This is a genomic window from Polaromonas sp. P1_F4 (assembly GCF_056405675.1).
Window position 1 is genome coordinate 148,064 of the sequence record NZ_JBFUBP010000005.1, and the last position, 16,207, is coordinate 164,270.

Here is a 16,207-nt window from a genome sequence, read left to right on the forward strand (position 1 = left end):
GCATATGGACATCGTCTCCCCCACCATCATCAACCTGATTATTTTTGTACTGGCCATCTACGTGGGTTACCACGTGGTGTGGACCGTCACGCCGGCCCTGCACACGCCGCTGATGGCAGTAACCAATGCGATTTCGGCCATCGTGATCGTGGGCGCGATGCTCGCGGCCGCGCTGACTGAAACGCCGCTGGGCAAAACCATGGGCGTGCTGGCCGTGGCGCTGGCGGCGGTCAACATCTTCGGCGGCTTCCTGGTGACGCGCCGGATGCTGGAGATGTTCCGCAAGAAAGAAAAGAAAGTTGCAGCGCCCGCTGAAGGAGCCACCAAATGAGCATGAACCTCGTCACGCTGCTGTACCTGGTGGCCTCCGTTTGCTTCATCCAGGCGCTCAAAGGCCTGTCACACCCCACCAGCTCGATCCGCGGCAACCTGTTCGGCATGGTCGGCATGGCGATTGCCATGCTGACGACGGCAGCGCTGATCGTTGAAATTTCAGGGGGCAAAGCCCTGGGCATGGGTTACGTTCTGTTGGGTCTGGTGGTCGGCGGGGGCTATGGTGCCTGGCGCGCCAAGACGGTCGAAATGACCAAGATGCCCGAGCTGGTGGCTTTTTTCCACAGCATGATCGGCCTGGCCGCGGTCTTCATCGCCGTCGCTGCGGTTGCCGAGCCCTACGCGTTTGGCATCGCCCCTAAAGGCAGCCCCATCCCCACCGGCAACCGGCTGGAGCTGTTCCTCGGTGCGGCCATCGGCGCCATCACCTTCAGCGGCTCGGTGATCGCTTTCGGCAAATTGTCGGGCACTTACAAGTTCCGCCTGTTCCAGGGCGCGCCGGTCCAGTTTGCAGGCCAGCACAAGCTGAACCTGGTGCTGGGCCTCATCACCATCGGCCTGGGGCTGGTATTCATGTTCACGGGCAGCTGGCCAGCTTTTTTCGCGATGCTGGCGCTGAGCTTCGTCATGGGCGTGCTGATCATCATCCCGATCGGCGGCGCCGACATGCCGGTGGTGGTGTCCATGCTCAACAGCTACTCGGGCTGGGCAGCGGCCGGTATCGGTTTTTCGCTCAACAATTCCATGCTGATCATTGCCGGCTCGCTGGTCGGCTCGTCGGGCGCCATCCTCTCGTACATCATGTGCAAGGCGATGAACCGCTCCTTCTTCAACGTGATCCTGGGGGGCTTCGGCGGTGAGGCCGGCACGGCCGCCACCGGCGCCAAAGAGCAGCGCCCCGTCAAGTCGGGCTCTGCCGACGACGCTGCCTTCATCCTGGGCAATGCGGAGACCGTGATCATCGTGCCCGGCTACGGCCTGGCCGTGGCGCGCGCCCAGCACTCGGTCAAGGAACTGGCGCAAAAGCTCATCGACAGGGGCGTCAACGTCAAGTACGCGATTCACCCGGTGGCAGGCCGCATGCCCGGCCACATGAACGTCTTGCTGGCCGAGGCCGAAGTGCCTTACGACCAGGTGCATGAAATGGAAGACATCAACGCCGAGTTCGGCCAGGCCGACGTCGCCATCATCCTGGGCGCCAACGACGTGGTGAACCCCGCTGCGCACGTCAAGGGCAGCGCCATCTACGGCATGCCCATCCTGGAGGCCTACAAGGCCAAGACGGTCATTGTCAACAAGCGTTCCATGGCGGCTGGCTACGCGGGCCTGGACAACGAACTCTTCTACATGGACAAGACCATGATGGTGTTCGGAGACGCCAAAAAGGTGATCGAAGACATGGGCAAGGCCATCGAGTAATCGCCAGCAGCCGGGTTTTCCCGCGGCGCACGCCGCGGGCCTCTACCGTTTTAGAGAGCTTTCCCTCCTGATTTCCCGGGTTTCCTAGGGAAAACGCAATAGCCACGAAGAGGGCACGCCATGAGAATCCATGGCAGTAAGCAACACGTAATGGAGAAGACAAACATGAATGCAGCGACCCTTGACCGCCCATGGCTCAAAGCCTATCCGCCGGGCGTTCCTACCGATATCGACGCGTCCCAGTACCCGTCGCTGGTCGCATTGATGGAGGAAAGCTTCAAGAAACACGGCAGCCGCGTCGCCTACAGCTTCATGGGCAAGGACGTGACCTTCGGCCAGACCGACAGCCTGTCGCTCGCCTTCGGCGCCTACCTGCAAAGCCTGGGCCTGGCCAAGGGTGACCGCATTGCCATCATGATGCCCAACGTGCCGCAGTATCCGGTGGCCGTGGCCGCCATCCTGCGCGCCGGCTATGTGGTGGTCAATGTGAACCCGCTGTACACGCCGCGCGAACTGGAGCATCAGCTCAAGGACTCCGGTTCGAAGGCGATTGTCATCATCGAAAACTTCGCCAACACGCTCGAGCAGTGCATTGCCGCCACGCCCGTCAAGCAAGTGGTGTTGTGCGCCATGGGCGACCAGCTGGGCATGCTCAAGGGCGCACTCGTCAACTATGTGGTGCGCAACGTCAAGAAGATGGTGCCGGCCTTCAACCTGCCCGGCGCCGTGCGTTTTAACGACGCTGTGGCGCAGGGCACGCGCCTGACGCTCAAGCGGCCCGACATCAAACCCGACGATGTGGCCGTGCTGCAATACACCGGCGGCACCACCGGTGTCTCCAAGGGCGCCGTGCTGCTGCACCGCAACGTGATCGCCAATGTGCTGCAGTCCGAAGCCTGGAACAGCCCGGCCATGGCGGCCCTGCCGGCCGGCGAGCAGCTCACGTATGTCTGCGCGCTGCCGCTGTATCACATCTTCGCGTTCACCGTGAACATGATGCTGGGTATGCGCACCGGCAGCAAAAACATCCTGATCCCCAATCCGAGGGACCTGCCCGCCGTGCTCAAGGAGCTCTCCAAGCACAAGATCAACAGCTTCCCCGCGGTCAACACGCTCTTCAACGGCCTGGCCAACCACCCCGACTTCAACACGGTCGACTGGTCGCACCTGAAGATTTCGCTGGGCGGCGGCATGGCGGTCACGAGTTCGGTCGCCAAGCTGTGGCTTGAAAAAACCGGCTGCCCGGTCTGCGAAGGCTATGGCCTGTCGGAGACCTCGCCGTCTGCCAGCTGCAATCCGACCAACAGCAAGGCCTTTACCGGCACCATCGGCGTGCCGATCCCCGGCACCTGGTTCAAGCTGCTTGACGATGACGGCAACGAAGTGCCGCAAGGCCAGCCCGGCGAGATCGCCATCAAAGGCCCGCAGGTCATGGCCGGCTACTGGCAGCGCCCGGATGAAACCGCCAAGGTCATGACACCCGACGGCTACTTCAAATCAGGCGACATCGGCGTGGTCGATGAAAACGGCTTCTTCAAGATTGTCGACCGCAAGAAAGACATGATTCTGGTGAGCGGCTTCAACGTCTACCCGAACGAGATCGAAGACGTGGTCTCCAAGCTCGACGGTGTGATGGAATGCGCCTGTGTGGGCGTTGCCGACGAAAAATCCGGCGAAGCTGTGAAGCTGGTCATTGTCAAAAAGAACCCCGACCTGACAGAAGCCCAGGTGCGCGAATATTGCAAAACCAACCTGACCGGCTATAAACAGCCCAAGGTGGTGGAGTTCCGCACCGACCTGCCCAAGACGCCGGTCGGCAAGATACTGCGCCGCGAACTGCGCGACAAGAAATAAACGGCAAGTTTCAGAGCTCGCCGCGCTTGCGCGGCAGGTTTTCTAGAGGGCAGCGCAAGCTGCCCTTTTTTCTGCGTTCCCGGTGTTGAAAGCGCAGGCAAAATCAGGCCATGACTTCCGTTGACACCTTCCCCCGCGCACCCACCGCCATCCTCAGCGCCCTTGCTGAAGAGCAGTCCGGCCTGATTGACCTGCTGGAAAACGCGCGGCAGGTGAAGCACGCTGGCCGCGAGTTCTGGCTTGGTGCCCTGCACGGGCACCCGGTCGTGCTGGTACTCGCGCGCATCGGCAAGGTGGCGGCAACCACCACGGCGGTGGCGCTGATCGAGCACTTCAAGGTCGGCCGAATTGTTTTCACCGGTGTGGCCGGCGGGCTGGGCGAAAGCGTGAATGTAGGCGATGTGGTGGTGGCCGACAGTTTTGTGCAGCATGACATGGACGCCTCACCGCTGTTTCCCCGGTATGAGGTGCCGCTGTATGGCAAGACGGTTTTTGAAAGCAACGCGGCTTTGACGGCGTTATTGCACGCGGCGGCGCTGGCTGCCGGTACGGTGCCGGCGTATCCGTCTGCGCGCGTCCACCGCGGGCTGATGATCAGCGGCGACCGTTTTGTCTGCGGTGCGCAGGAAGCCGACGGTATCCGTGCAGCGCTGATTGCAGCAGGCCACACGCCGCTGGCGGTCGAGATGGAGGGCGCCGCCGTGGCGCAGGTCTGCCATGACTACGGCGTGGCGTTTGCGTCGGTGAGAACGATTTCTGACCGCGCCGACGACACCGCGCACGTGGACTTTCCGGCATTTGTGGCGGAAGTGGCCAGCGTCTACGCGCGCGCCATTGTTGAAAAGTTGCTGCCGACGATTTCCGCCTGAGCGATTGCTATCTATTTAATAGCTGCTCGCGCTCGTTTTTATTGGGTTACAGGCCGATTTGATGCAAAATTCAGCGCCCAAAACGATCCAGAACGCGGCAGACGACCTTATTGCAGCCAACCACGCTTCCTGAAGTACCACATGGGCACCACCGCGCTGGCAATCATCAGTCCCAGTGCATATGGGTAGCCATATGCCCATTCCAGTTCGGGGAAGTAGCCCTTGAAGTTCATGCCGTACACGCTGGCGATCAGCGTGGGCGGCAGCAGGGCGACGCTGGCCACCGAGAAGATCTTGATGATCTTGTTCTGGTTGATGTTGATAAAGCCGACCGTGGCGTCCATCAGGAAGTTGATCTTGTCAAAGAGAAACGCGGTGTGCGAATCAAGCGAGTCGATGTCGCGCAGAATCTGCCGCGCTTCCTCGAACTGCTCGGCATTGAGCATCTTGCTGCGCATCATGAAGCTGACGGCGCGGCGTGTGTCCATCATGTTGCGGCGGATGCGGCCGTTCAGGTCTTCGTGGCGGGCAATGGCGCCCAGCACTTCACCGGCCAGGGCATCGGTCACGTCGCCCGACAACACCTGCGCACTGACTTTTTCGAGTTCGACATAAACGCCTTCCAGGGTGTCGGCGGAATATTCGGCGTCGGCATCAAACAGCTTGAGCAGCACCTCCTTGGCATCCTCGATCAGCCCCGGGGCGCGGCGCGCGCGCATCCGCAGCAGGCGAAACACCGGCACGTCCTCGTCGTGGATGGAAAACAGCACACCCTTGCTCTTGAGGTCGTCGTTGACCAGATTCAGGATGAATGCCACCCGCACGGTGCGCGGCTCTTCGTCGTCGGCAATCAGGAAGTCGGAGCGGATGTGCAGCTCGCCGTTGTCTTCCTCGTAGAAGCGCGCGGACTCTTCAATGTCCTCGTCCATCGCGTCTTCCGGAATGGACAACCCGTAGTACTGCTTGATCCAGCGTTTTTCTTCGAGGGTGGGAGACTCCAGATCCACCCAGATGGGCTGGAATTTGGAGAGTTCTTCCAGGGATTCGATTTCTTCCTGGAAAAGCCGGCCGTTGGCCAGCGTGAAAATATTGAGCATGACTGACTGCCTATCGGTTCAGGGGCCGGCACAAGGCGAACGCTCAGGCCTTGCGCGAAAGCGCGGTAAAAGGGCGGTGGGATATGGCATCGCTTTCAACCCCCTTTTCAACGTGAGCCTTTGCAAGCCTGGCGTCAGTCTGCGGTGTTGAAAGCTAGCAACTAGGGCTGCTTTCCAAGGATTTCTCCGTAATGAATAAGCGGCGATTATGGCATTTCACACCTGGTTTATCCACCGCTTGCGCTACATAAAAAACTCGATGAGCTCGTTCTTCCGCGCGTAAGCGTCCTGTTCGCCCAGCGCCATCAGCGCCTTGACAAACCCCGGCTCGAACAGGAGGTAGCTGGCCAGTGCTGCGCCTCCCGGACTGCCTTTGGCGCCCAGCGCACCCAGGCCGGCCAGCGCGTTGTAGGTCCCCCGCGGTAATTCGCCGGCGTGGGCTTGCGCCAGCGCGTCGAGCGACTGCGACGGAGCAATCGCCAGCACGTCAACGGGCCGGTAGGGCATGACAGCCGCGATTTCGCGCGGCATCTGCCGCACGGTTTTGCTCACGCGCTGGGCTTGTTCCACGTCGGCCTGCAGCGTGTCCTGAAACACACTGGCCATGGCATGGCCGGCAATGGCGCCCAACGTGGGCCGGCCGCTCACGTTCGGCCCGTTGCTGCCGACGAAACCGGCGCGTTCGGGTTGCCCCACGCCGATCACCAGCACCTTGCTGGCCCCAAGGTGCAGGGCGGGTGAGAGCGGGGAGCTCTGGCGCATGGAACCATCGCCAAAGAACTCGCGGTGGCCGTCCACCCAGAGCGGCGTGGAGGGAAACAGGAAGGGGATGGCGCTGGAAGCCATCAGGTGTTCGATGGTGACGGGCTGGAAGTCTGCACGCCGCCCTGGCCGGCTCCAGAGATCGGCGTGGCGGCTGGCGGCCATCTGGCAAAACGTCCAGTGCACGCCGCTGCTGTAGCTGGAGGCCGTGATGGCCAGCGCGTGAAGGGTTTTATCCTGCAGCGCCTGCTCGATATGGCCCAGCGAAATGGCATGGTGCAAGGTGTCGACCAGCGGTGTGTTGTCCAGCAGGGATTGTTGCGCCCGCACCTGCTGCGACAAAAACAGCGCCGCCGCAATGCGGCTTGAGCGGATCCACGCGGGAACCTTGAGCTGGTAAACCTGCGATGAGCGCAATGTGGTCCAGAAATTGGCCAATCGGCCGAACGCCTGCAAGCCTTCACCCGCATGGCTTGCCAGGAAGGCCGCGTTCAACGCACCGGCTGACGTGCCCACCAGGATTTTGAACGGGAATTTCGGGTCGGCCGCACCGCCCTGCACGCTGAGCATGGTTGACAGGGCGTGAAGCACTCCCGCCTGGTAGGCCGTGCGTGCGCCGCCGCCCATGAGGACAAGGGCATTTTGCGCCTCGTCAGGGCGGGTTAACGCAGAAGAAATGATAGTCTCAAGCGACATGGCCGGGCCGGGTATGCGGCGGACGTGGTGAAAGCGGGCGGGGCATGAGCTTGATCGGCTGGTGTTATGGTTTTTTCGCCATGGGGTGCTGTTTCAGTCTTTGCCATTGCCTCATTGATGGGCCGGGCCGGCTGCGGGCAATTGTGTCAGCATGATGCCGCCGCGAAAGACTTCCTGCAAGTCCGCTGGCTTGGTCGCTACACGGCTTGACTTGGTAAAAAGCCAGAAAAATCAAAGGCCTTCAGGCGCTGCCAGGGCGGCACGCCAGCACGCAGCGCATGCAGTGAAATGGGGTCAAGGGGTTTTTCATAAGGTTTCATTATTTATTGCGGCGCAAGGTTGCAATTGCGGGGCATCGGGCGCATAGTGAATCCAAGAGAGTGTCCCCGTCCGCTGCCCCGCCCGCCAGGGCCCGGCAGTGTTTTCAACCCAGCTCCAACCTTGGAAAAAGGAGTCTCTTTATGAACTTGACGATCAGCGGCCACCATCTTGAAGTTACCCCCGCGCTACGCGGTTATGTGACAAGCAAGCTGGATCGGATTACCCGGCATTTCGACCAGGTAGTAGACGTAAAAGTCCTGTTGACAGTGGACAACATGAAAGAAAAGGAAAGACGCCAGCGGGCCGAATGCAATGTGCATGTCAAGGGCCGCGACCTGTTTGCCGAGAGCTCCCACGCTGATCTTTACGCCGCAGTTGATGAATTGACAGACAAGCTGGACCGTCAGGTTGGGCGTTACAAAACCAGAACCCAGGATCACCACCACGTTGCTGCCAAGCGCCAGGCCTGAGGGTCTTTTCGGGCTGTCCCTTTTCAGAGTGCGCGGCTTCTCCTCGAAGGGCCGCATTCACCGGTGGCGTGCAGACGGAAAAACCTGCATTGCACGTTTTCTGTCGCGGCGAATTTGCAGGGCATCTGCAGGCGCGCCAAACCAGACGCCGAAGCCGCTTGTGGCGCCAAGCGGCTTTTTAATGCCTTTTTTGCGGTCAACCCGCTGCAAAGTGCATAATTCGGCGACTAAAAGATTGTTATGAACCGTCTTTCGCAAATTTTGCCCCCCTCCCAGGTTCTGGTCAGCGTTGAAGCAACCAGCAAGAAACGCGCTTTCGAGGAAGCCGGTCTGCTGTTTGAGAACCAACATGGCCTGAACCGCGCATTGATCACGGACAGCCTGTTCGCCCGCGAACGCCTGGGCTCCACCGGGCTTGGCCATGGCGTGGCGATTCCGCACGGCCGGATCAAGGGCCTCAAGGCCCCCATGGCGGCCGTTTTTCTGTTGCAGGCGCCTATTGGCTTCGATGCGCCGGACGAACAGGCCGTGGCACTGCTGATTTTTCTGCTGGTTCCTGAGGCAGCCACTCAAAAGCACCTCGAAATTCTTTCGGAAATTGCCGAATTGCTCAGCGACAGCTCCCTGCGCGAGCAACTCAAGACCAGCACCGATGCCGCTGCGCTGCACAACCTGATTGCTTCCTGGCACTCCGTCCACGAAGTCAGTTCCTAGATGTGGTGTTGCACGGTTGCACGCTGTCCGGCCCGGCAGGGTCTTGAACAGGAAAAGTACAAGGCCGCATGAAGCCCACCGTTGTCAGCGCTGACGTTTTATTTGAAGACCACCGCGCCGCCCTGAAATGGGAATGGGTTGCCGGCCTCGGGGCCTCCGAGCGGCGTTTTGACGAAGTTGCCGTGCGGGCTGCACGCTCCGGTGCTGACCTGGTCGGCTACCTCAACTACATTCATCCCTACCGCGTGCAGATCCTGGGCGAACGCGAGGTTGCTTACCTCACGAATGCCAGCCCTGAGGACTGCGCCCGGCGCATTTCCCGCATCATCACGCTGGAGCCGCCGGTGCTGATCGTCGCCGACGGCCAGACTGCGCCGGACACGCTGCTGTCCATGTGCGAACGCGCCCAGTTGCCGATGTTCGCCACACCCGAATCGGCGGCTTTCGTGATTGACGTGCTCAGGGCCTATCTGTCCAAGCATTTTGCCGACCGTACTTCCATGCATGGCGTGTTCATGGACATCCTGGGCCTGGGGGTCATGATCACCGGTGAATCCGGCCTGGGCAAAAGCGAACTGGGGCTGGAACTGATTTCGCGCGGACACGGCCTGGTGGCCGACGATGCGGTAGACCTGTACCGGATCAACCAGACCACGATTGAAGGACGCTGCCCGGAACTGCTGCAGAACCTGCTGGAAGTACGCGGCATCGGCCTGCTCGACATCAAGGCCATTTTTGGCGAGACGGCGGTGCGCCGCAAGATGCGCCTGAAAATGATCGTGCACCTGGTGCGCCGCGAGACGCTGGAGCGCGATTACGAACGCATTCCGTACGAACCGCTGACGCAGGACGTGCTGGGCATCCCGGTGCGCAAGGTCATCATCCAGGTGGAAGCCGGCCGCAATATCGCCGTGCTGGTCGAGGCCGCCGTGCGCAATGCGATCCTGCAGCTGCGCGGCATCAATACCTACCAGGATTTCGTGGAGCGGCACCGCCGCGCCATGGAACAGGATGACTAGCCGAAGGCACGAATAAACCTGCTGCGCGTCCCGATCTCGCACTTGCGGTCCTCACCGTACCGGAGTACGGCTCCGGTCCTCAGCGCGGCCTCGGGCCGCTCGCTACGGTTTCTTCACACCTTCTACGCTGCAGTTTTATTTGCTAGCGAATCAGTAGCTGCTTGCGCCCGCCAATAAAGGGTTGCAGGCCTTTTTGACTTGAACTCAGGCGTGATGATGCCGTACCGGCGCGCCGTTGCGGTTGGGGCACTTGTCCTTGGTGCAGTTGGCGTAGATCGACAGTGAATGATCGGCAATGGTGAAGCCCTTGGCTTTGGCGACGGCATTCTGGCGTTTTTCGATCTCGGCGTCGTAGAACTCCTCGACCTTGCCGCAATCGAGGCAGACCAGGTGGTCGTGGTGCTGGCCTTCGTTGATCTCATAGACCGCTTTGCCCGATTCGAAATTGCTGCGGTTCAGCAGTCCGGCCTGCTCGAACTGGGTCAGTACCCGGTAGACCGTGGCCAGGCCAATGTCCGAGCGGTCTTCCAGCAGCACCCGGAACACATCTTCGGCTGTCATGTGGCGCTGTTTACCCGCCTGGAAGATCTCCAGGATTTTCAGGCGTGGCAGGGTTGCCTTGAGGCCGGTGTTTTTCAGTTCGTCGATGTTGCTCATGGGAAAACTCTCTGGGTGAAACCGCTGTGTAAAGCGGTGGTGCGACCCTTCTGGGCAGGTGCCGGCCGGGGGCCCCCAGCCGCTACAATGAACGATCATATCGCTACACCCCCTCACTATGTCAGCCATGCCTGCAAATCATCGTTACAGCGCCAAAACCGCTTTCCTGCTCCTGGCCTGCACGGTGCTGGCGTCCTGCAGCAGCCTGAGCAATATGAGCAGCAGTTCGATCAACCCGGTCAACTGGGTCACGCCCTACAAGGTGGACGTCATTCAGGGCAATTTTGTTTCCAGGGAGCAAGTTGAGCTGCTTCGCCCCGGCATGACGCGTGAACAGGTCAAGGCCATCATGGGAACGCCCCTGATGGCCAGCCTGTTTCATGGCGACCGCTGGGACTACGTCTTTACGCTGAAGCGCCAGGGCGTGGAGCCCCAGTCGTACAAATACACCGTGTTTTTCAAGGGTGACCAGCTGGAGCGCTTTGAAGGCGACGCCATGCCGAGCGAAACTGAATTCATTGCCAAACTGGGCAACCGACGCAAACTGGGCGATGTGCCCGTGCTGGAAGCCACCGAAGAGCAGCTCACCAAGGCTTCCACGAAGGTCAAAGCCAATCCGGCGGCAGCCACTTCGGCGCCCACCAGTACGCCGGCGGGCTCTCCGTCTGCCTCCTATCCGCCGCTCGAAAGCCCGAAACAGTGAGCGGGGCCGGCTCAATCCAGGCGACCCAGGCCAGACGGCACCGGGTCGCGGTGGCGGGCGCCAGCGGCCGCATGGGCCAGATGCTGATTGAGGCCGTCGGCGCCAGTGCCGACTGCCAGCTGACCGGTGCCCTCGATGTGGCTTCCAGTCCCGCCATCGGCAGCGATGCCGCCGCCTTTTCGGGACGCATGAGCGGCGTCCTGATCAATGCCGATCTTCGGCAGGGCCTGAAAGATTCCGGCGTACTGATCGATTTCACGCGTCCCGAAGGCACGCTGGCCCATCTGGCGGCTTGCCGCGAGCTGGGCGTCAAGCTGGTCATCGGTACCACCGGATTTTCCGACGCGCAGAAAGCCGAGATAGCTGCTGCGGCCAAAGACATCGCCATCGTCATGGCTCCGAACATGAGCGTAGGCGTCAACGTCACGCTCAAGCTGCTCGAGATGGCGGCTCAGGCCCTGTCTACCGGCTATGACATCGAAATCGTCGAGGCGCATCACCGCCACAAGGTAGATGCGCCGTCCGGCACCGCACTCAAGATGGGTGAAGTGATTGCCGGTGCGCTGGGGCGCGATCTGAAAGACTGCGCCGTATATGCCCGTGAAGGCGTGACGGGGGAGCGCGACCCATCAACCATCGGTTTTGCGGCCGTGCGCGGCGGCGACGTGGTGGGTGACCACACCGTGATGTTTTTGGGCACCGGCGAGCGCATCGAAATTTCCCACAAGTCATCCAGCAGGGCCAACTATGCCCAGGGCAGCCTGCGTGCCGCGCGCTTCCTCAATTCGCACGCCACCGGTCTTTTTGACATGTTTGACGTGCTGGGTCTGAAAAAATGAATGAGGTGCCGGCCACGGCAGTTTCGGAGGCTTTAACCTGATGGACTTCTTCAGCCTGATGACCCAGGGCGGCATCGTCAGCCAGCTGGTGGCGGCCTTGCTGTTGGCCATGTCGGTCGCGAGTTGGGTCGTGATCCTGTGGAAGGCCTGGCTGCTTCAGCGTGCCGCCAAAGACGTGGCACGCAGCACCGCTGCTTTCTGGCAGTCGGCCTCTGTAGAACAAGCCCGGGAGAAAGTTGCCGCCTTCGACCGCGAGGCGCTGGTGTTGCCTCTCATTGTTGCCACGGACATCCAGGCCGGCGGTACGCTGGCGTCGGCGGGCGACAAGTCCCAGCAACTCACCCGCGTGTTGCGCGACGCCCTTCATGACATCCTGGACAAGCTGCAGTTCGGCCAGGTGCTGCTGGCTACCGTCGGTTCTACCGCACCCTTTGTGGGGCTGCTGGGTACGGTCTGGGGCATTTATCACGCGCTTGTCGGCATCGCTTCAGCCGGCCAGATCACCATCGACAAAGTCTCCGGCCCCGTCGGCGAAGCGCTCATCATGACGGCGGCAGGCCTGGCGGTAGCGATTCCGGCCGTGCTGGCGTACAACATTTTCGGCCGTCGCGTCGGCCGTATCGAGGCCGACCTCGAAGGCTTTGCACGCGATTTGCGCGAGTTACTCGCACATAAGGGCTAGCTAATGGCTTTCGGCCGCCTCGAACGTACCCAGGGCCCGCAGCCCATGAGTGACATCAACGTCACGCCGCTGGTCGACGTGATGCTGGTGCTGGTGGTCATTTTCATCATTACAGCTCCGCTGCTGGCCAGCACCATCCGGCTCGATTTGCCGAAAACCGAGGCGGCCAAGCCGGCAGATGTGCCGAAATTCGTCACCCTGGTGGTCGACAGGGCCGGCCAGGCTTTCCTGAATGACAAGCCCCTGGGCCTGGATGAGCTGGCCCGCCGGTTGGCGGAAACTGCCGGCCAGAATCCCGACACCGAAGTGCAGTTGCGCGCCGATGAAGCCGTGCCTTACGGGAAAGTCGTGGAAGTCATGGGCGTGGCGCAAAAAGCCGGGCTCAACCGCATCGGCTTTGTGGCAGATTCTGCTCCGTCCGCAGCTGCCAGCCCTGCGGCGGCCCGGTAACCTGCGCAGAGCCGCCCAGCATCTAAAATCGGGAATTCGCCGTTTGGCCGCGTGGCCCCGCATGGCGGGGCCACGCGCCTTTCACGGCCTCCATTTTGTTATCCCGTTTTCGCCTTCCCGGTTCTCCATGCAAGACAAATACAACCACCTCGACGTTGAGCGCGACGCTCAAGCCCACTGGACCGCTGCCGACGCTTACCGCGTGACGGAAGACGCCAGCCGCAAGAAATACTACGCCTGCTCCATGCTGCCCTACCCCAGCGGCAAGCTGCACATGGGCCATGTGCGCAACTACACCATCAACGACATGCTCACGCGCCACCTGCGCATGAAGGGCTACAACGTGTTGATGCCCATGGGCTGGGACGCCTTCGGCTTGCCGGCCGAAAATGCCGCCATGAAAAACGGCGTGCCGCCGGCGAAGTGGACCTACGACAACATCGCCTACATGAAAAAGCAGATGCAGGCGATGGGGCTGGCCATCGACTGGAGCCGCGAAGTGGCCACCTGCGATGCGAGCTACTACAAGTGGAACCAGTGGCTCTTTTTGAAGATGCTCGAAAAAGGCATTGCCTACCGCAAGACCCAGGTCGTGAACTGGGACCCGGTCGACCAGACTGTGCTGGCCAATGAGCAGGTGATTGACGGCAAGGGCTGGCGCACCGGCGCCGTGGTGGAAAAGCGCGAGATTCCCGGCTACTACCTCAAGATCACCCAGTACGCTGACGAACTGCTTGATAGCGTCAGCCACAAGCTGCCCGGCTGGCCCGAGCGCGTCAAGCTGATGCAGGAAAACTGGATCGGCAAGAGCGAAGGCGTGCGCTTTGCCTTTACGCACGACATCCAGGATGCCGCCGGCAAGCTGATCGGCGATGGAAAGATGTACGTCTTCACCACGCGTGCCGACACCATCATGGGCGTGACCTTCTGCGCCGTGGCGCCTGAGCATCCGCTGGCGCAGCACGCCGCCGCAGCCAATCCCAAAATTGCCGCTTTCATTGAAGAATGCAAGGCCGGCGGCACGACCGAAGCCGAGCTCGCCACGCAGGAGAAAAAAGGCGTGCCCACGGCCCTCTTCGTCACCCATCCGCTCACCGGCGACAAGGTCGAAGTCTGGGTCGGCAACTACGTGCTCATGAGCTACGGTGACGGCGCCGTGATGGGCGTGCCCGCGCATGACGAACGCGATTTTGAGTTCGCCAAAAAATACAAGCTGCCGATCAAGCAAGTGGTCGACGTCAAGGGCCAGACCTACAGCCTGGATGCCTGGGCCGACTGGTACGGCGACAAGCAGCAGGGGGTCACCATCAATTCGGGCAAATACGACGGCCTGGGCTGCAAGGCCGCAGTCGATGCCGTGGCCGCCGATCTGGCGGCCAAGGGACTGGGCGAGAAAAAAACCACCTGGCGCCTGCGCGATTGGGGCGTGAGCCGCCAGCGCTATTGGGGCACCCCCATCCCCATCATCCATTGCGAGGAGCACGGCGCGGTGCCGGTGCCTGAAAAAGACCTGCCCGTGGTGCTGCCGCAAGACTGCGTGCCCGACGGATCAGGCAACCCGCTGCACAAGCACGCGGGCTTTCATGCCGGTGTGGTCTGCCCTGTCTGCGGCAAACCCGGCCGCCGCGAGACCGACACCATGGACACCTTTGTCGATTCGTCCTGGTACTTCATGCGCTACTGCGACCCGAAGAACGGCGACAAGATGGTGGCCGAAGGCGCCAACTACTGGATGCCGATGGACCAGTACATCGGCGGCATCGAGCACGCCATCCTGCATTTGCTTTACGCCCGCTTCTGGACCAAGGTGATGCGTGACCTGGGCCTGGTGAAGGTCGACGAGCCTTTCACCAAGCTGCTCACGCAGGGCATGGTGCTCAACGAGGCCTTCTCGCGCGTGACCACCGGCAAGCAGTATTTCTGGGCGCATGAGCTCGATATCGTGCGCGACGAGCACGCCAGGGTGATCTCCGCCACTTCCAAGGCCGACGGCTTGCCCGTGCCTTACGAGGGCTGGACCACGATGTCCAAGTCCAAGAACAACGGCGTCGACCCGCAGGACCTGATCGAAAAGTACGGCGCGGACACCGCCCGGCTCTACACCATGTTCACTGCGCCGCCCGACACCACGCTGGAGTGGAACGATGCGGCGCTCGAGGGCTCCTACCGCTTCCTGCGCCGTGTCTGGAATTTCGGTGTCAAGCTTCATGCTATGAATTCAGGAGCTGGTGGCGCACAGTCATCGGGCGCTACAGCCTCATTTGACAAGGAAACCAAGGCGCTTCGCCTGGAGATCCACACCGTACTGAAGCAGATCGACTACGACTACCAGCGCATGCAATACAACACCGTGGTGTCGGGCAACATGAAGTTGCTCAACGCGATGGAAGACTTTAAGGGCGCCTCGTCGGCCGGTGCCACTGCGGCGCTGCACGAAGGCTTTGGCATCCTGCTGCGCTGCCTGTACCCGGCCACGCCGCACCTGGCGCATGCGCTCTGGTCGCAGTTGGGCTACGCTGCGCAGCACGGCGGGCTGCTCGACGCCCCATGGCCTGAAGTGGACGCCAGCGCCCTGCAGCAGGATGAGATCGAGCTGGTGCTCCAGGTCAACGGCAAGCTGCGCGGCTCCGTCACTGTTCCCGCCGGCGCCGACAAGGCCACCGTCGAGGCCGCCGCGCTGGCGTCGGAGGCTTTCACCAAACAGGCTGCGGGTGCGCCCGCCAAGAAGGTGATCGTGGTGCCAGGCCGGCTGGTCAACATCGTCATTTAGGTCATTGAGACCGCTTCAAAAAAACACACAGAAAGCAAGCCATGCAGCGTCGCGCATTCCTCACACTGTCGGCCTCAGCCGCCGCACTGACCTTGAGCGGATGCGGCTTCGCACTGCGCAAGGCGCCCACCTTTGCCTTCACTACGCTTTATTCGGGCTTGGCCGAGACTTCGCCGCTGGGGGTGGAACTCAGGCGCTCACTGCAGGCGACGCGCAAAGTGGAGGTGATCACCGAGGCCCGCAGGATCAATGAGGCGCAAGTCATCCTCGATGCACTGGGCGATCAGCGCGAAAAAGTTATCCTGAGCCGCAATGCCTCGGGCCAGGTGCGCGAGTTTCAGCTGCGCCTGCGCTTTCGCTTCAAGCTGCGTACCCTGGCGGGCAAGGAACTCATCCCCGACACTGAAATCATGCAGCAGCGCGACATCAGCTTCAATGAGTCGGCGGTATTGGCAAAGGAGGCCGAAGAAGCCCTGCTGTACCGCGATATGCAAAGCGATGTCGTCCAGCAGATCATGCGCCGCCTGGCGGCGGTGACGGAACTCTGAAGCC

18 protein-coding genes are annotated in these 16,207 nt (G+C 61.4%); 13 read left to right on the forward strand and 5 right to left on the reverse strand.

Features of this window, described 5'->3' with window-relative positions; genetic code table 11:
* Positions 1-4: 4 nt before the first annotated feature.
* The 4 genes from AC1DYQ_RS12405 (at position 5) to AC1DYQ_RS12420 (ending at position 4,475) form a co-directional block, all read left to right on the forward strand.
* The gene (locus tag AC1DYQ_RS12405; protein WP_477687041.1) at positions 5-331 is read left to right on the forward strand and encodes an NAD(P) transhydrogenase subunit alpha part 2; all 327 of its coding nucleotides are present in this window, start codon (positions 5-7) and stop codon (positions 329-331) included.
* A complete protein-coding gene (locus AC1DYQ_RS12410) occupies positions 328-1,752 on the forward strand; it encodes an NAD(P)(+) transhydrogenase (Re/Si-specific) subunit beta (protein WP_477666437.1) in 1,425 nt (474 codons plus the stop codon). Before AC1DYQ_RS12405 ends, AC1DYQ_RS12410 begins: the two co-directional genes overlap by 4 nt.
* Positions 1,753-1,917: 165 nt before the next feature.
* Positions 1,918-3,606: a long-chain-fatty-acid--CoA ligase gene (locus AC1DYQ_RS12415; protein WP_477687042.1), complete on the forward strand. Its 1,689-nt coding sequence runs from the start codon at positions 1,918-1,920 to the stop codon at positions 3,604-3,606.
* 110 nt (positions 3,607-3,716) lie between these two features.
* Entirely contained in the window at positions 3,717-4,475 is a 759-nt protein-coding gene (locus AC1DYQ_RS12420; RefSeq protein WP_477687043.1) for a 5'-methylthioadenosine/adenosylhomocysteine nucleosidase, read from the forward strand.
* A 107-nt stretch (positions 4,476-4,582) separates the two neighbouring features.
* Here AC1DYQ_RS12420 and corA read toward each other — a convergent pair whose 3' ends face one another.
* The 3 genes from corA to AC1DYQ_RS12435 form a co-directional block, all read right to left on the reverse strand.
* On the reverse strand, positions 4,583-5,572 hold the full coding sequence (gene corA / locus AC1DYQ_RS12425; RefSeq protein WP_457281498.1) for a magnesium/cobalt transporter CorA: 990 nt from the start codon (positions 5,570-5,572) through the stop codon (positions 4,583-4,585).
* 243 nt (positions 5,573-5,815) lie between these two features.
* Entirely contained in the window at positions 5,816-7,030 is a 1,215-nt protein-coding gene (locus AC1DYQ_RS12430; RefSeq protein WP_477687044.1) for a patatin-like phospholipase family protein, read from the reverse strand.
* Between the two features lie 197 nt (positions 7,031-7,227).
* Positions 7,228-7,350: a hypothetical protein gene (locus tag AC1DYQ_RS12435; protein ID WP_477687045.1), complete on the reverse strand. Its 123-nt coding sequence runs from the start codon at positions 7,348-7,350 to the stop codon at positions 7,228-7,230.
* A 141-nt stretch (positions 7,351-7,491) separates the two neighbouring features.
* On the opposite strand from AC1DYQ_RS12435, the gene hpf reads away from it, so the two are divergent.
* Positions 7,492-7,821, forward strand: coding sequence for a ribosome hibernation-promoting factor, HPF/YfiA family (gene hpf, locus AC1DYQ_RS12440; RefSeq protein WP_007872838.1), 330 nt, complete (start codon positions 7,492-7,494; stop codon positions 7,819-7,821).
* A 57-nt stretch (positions 7,822-7,878) separates the two neighbouring features.
* Here the strand turns inward: hpf and AC1DYQ_RS12445 are convergent, their stop codons facing one another.
* Positions 7,879-8,172 (reverse strand): hypothetical protein, encoded by a 294-nt coding sequence (locus AC1DYQ_RS12445; RefSeq protein WP_477687168.1) that lies wholly within the window; start codon positions 8,170-8,172, stop codon positions 7,879-7,881.
* On the opposite strand from AC1DYQ_RS12445, the gene AC1DYQ_RS12450 reads away from it, so the two are divergent.
* The gene (locus AC1DYQ_RS12450) at positions 8,062-8,535 is read left to right on the forward strand and encodes a PTS sugar transporter subunit IIA (protein ID WP_457281496.1); all 474 of its coding nucleotides are present in this window, start codon (positions 8,062-8,064) and stop codon (positions 8,533-8,535) included. The two genes, AC1DYQ_RS12445 and AC1DYQ_RS12450, sit on opposite strands and share 111 nt — an antisense overlap.
* Positions 8,536-8,603: 68 nt before the next feature.
* Positions 8,604-9,554, forward strand: coding sequence for an HPr(Ser) kinase/phosphatase (hprK, locus tag AC1DYQ_RS12455; protein WP_457281495.1), 951 nt, complete (start codon positions 8,604-8,606; stop codon positions 9,552-9,554).
* Between the two features lie 204 nt (positions 9,555-9,758).
* Here the strand turns inward: hprK and fur are convergent, their stop codons facing one another.
* Complete coding sequence (gene fur, locus AC1DYQ_RS12460) at positions 9,759-10,211, reverse strand: ferric iron uptake transcriptional regulator (RefSeq protein ID WP_457281494.1); 453 nt, start codon at positions 10,209-10,211, stop codon at positions 9,759-9,761.
* Between the two features lie 127 nt (positions 10,212-10,338).
* On the opposite strand from fur, the gene AC1DYQ_RS12465 reads away from it, so the two are divergent.
* The 6 genes from AC1DYQ_RS12465 (at position 10,339) to AC1DYQ_RS12490 (ending at position 16,203) form a co-directional block, all read left to right on the forward strand.
* Positions 10,339-10,914, forward strand: coding sequence for an outer membrane protein assembly factor BamE (locus AC1DYQ_RS12465; RefSeq protein WP_457281493.1), 576 nt, complete (start codon positions 10,339-10,341; stop codon positions 10,912-10,914).
* Entirely contained in the window at positions 10,911-11,753 is an 843-nt protein-coding gene (dapB, locus tag AC1DYQ_RS12470; RefSeq protein ID WP_477687046.1) for a 4-hydroxy-tetrahydrodipicolinate reductase, read from the forward strand. The genes AC1DYQ_RS12465 and dapB overlap by 4 nt, the downstream gene beginning before the upstream one ends.
* Positions 11,754-11,793: 40 nt before the next feature.
* Positions 11,794-12,435: a MotA/TolQ/ExbB proton channel family protein gene (locus tag AC1DYQ_RS12475; protein ID WP_477687047.1), complete on the forward strand. Its 642-nt coding sequence runs from the start codon at positions 11,794-11,796 to the stop codon at positions 12,433-12,435.
* A 3-nt stretch (positions 12,436-12,438) separates the two neighbouring features.
* The gene (locus AC1DYQ_RS12480) at positions 12,439-12,885 is read left to right on the forward strand and encodes an ExbD/TolR family protein (protein ID WP_477687048.1); all 447 of its coding nucleotides are present in this window, start codon (positions 12,439-12,441) and stop codon (positions 12,883-12,885) included.
* A gap of 127 nt (positions 12,886-13,012) precedes the next feature.
* On the forward strand, positions 13,013-15,655 hold the full coding sequence (gene leuS / locus AC1DYQ_RS12485) for a leucine--tRNA ligase (protein ID WP_477687049.1): 2,643 nt from the start codon (positions 13,013-13,015) through the stop codon (positions 15,653-15,655).
* Positions 15,656-15,696: 41 nt separating this feature from the next.
* A complete protein-coding gene (locus AC1DYQ_RS12490; protein ID WP_477687050.1) occupies positions 15,697-16,203 on the forward strand; it encodes an LPS-assembly lipoprotein LptE in 507 nt (168 codons plus the stop codon).
* The last annotated feature ends 4 nt before the right edge of the window (positions 16,204-16,207 follow it).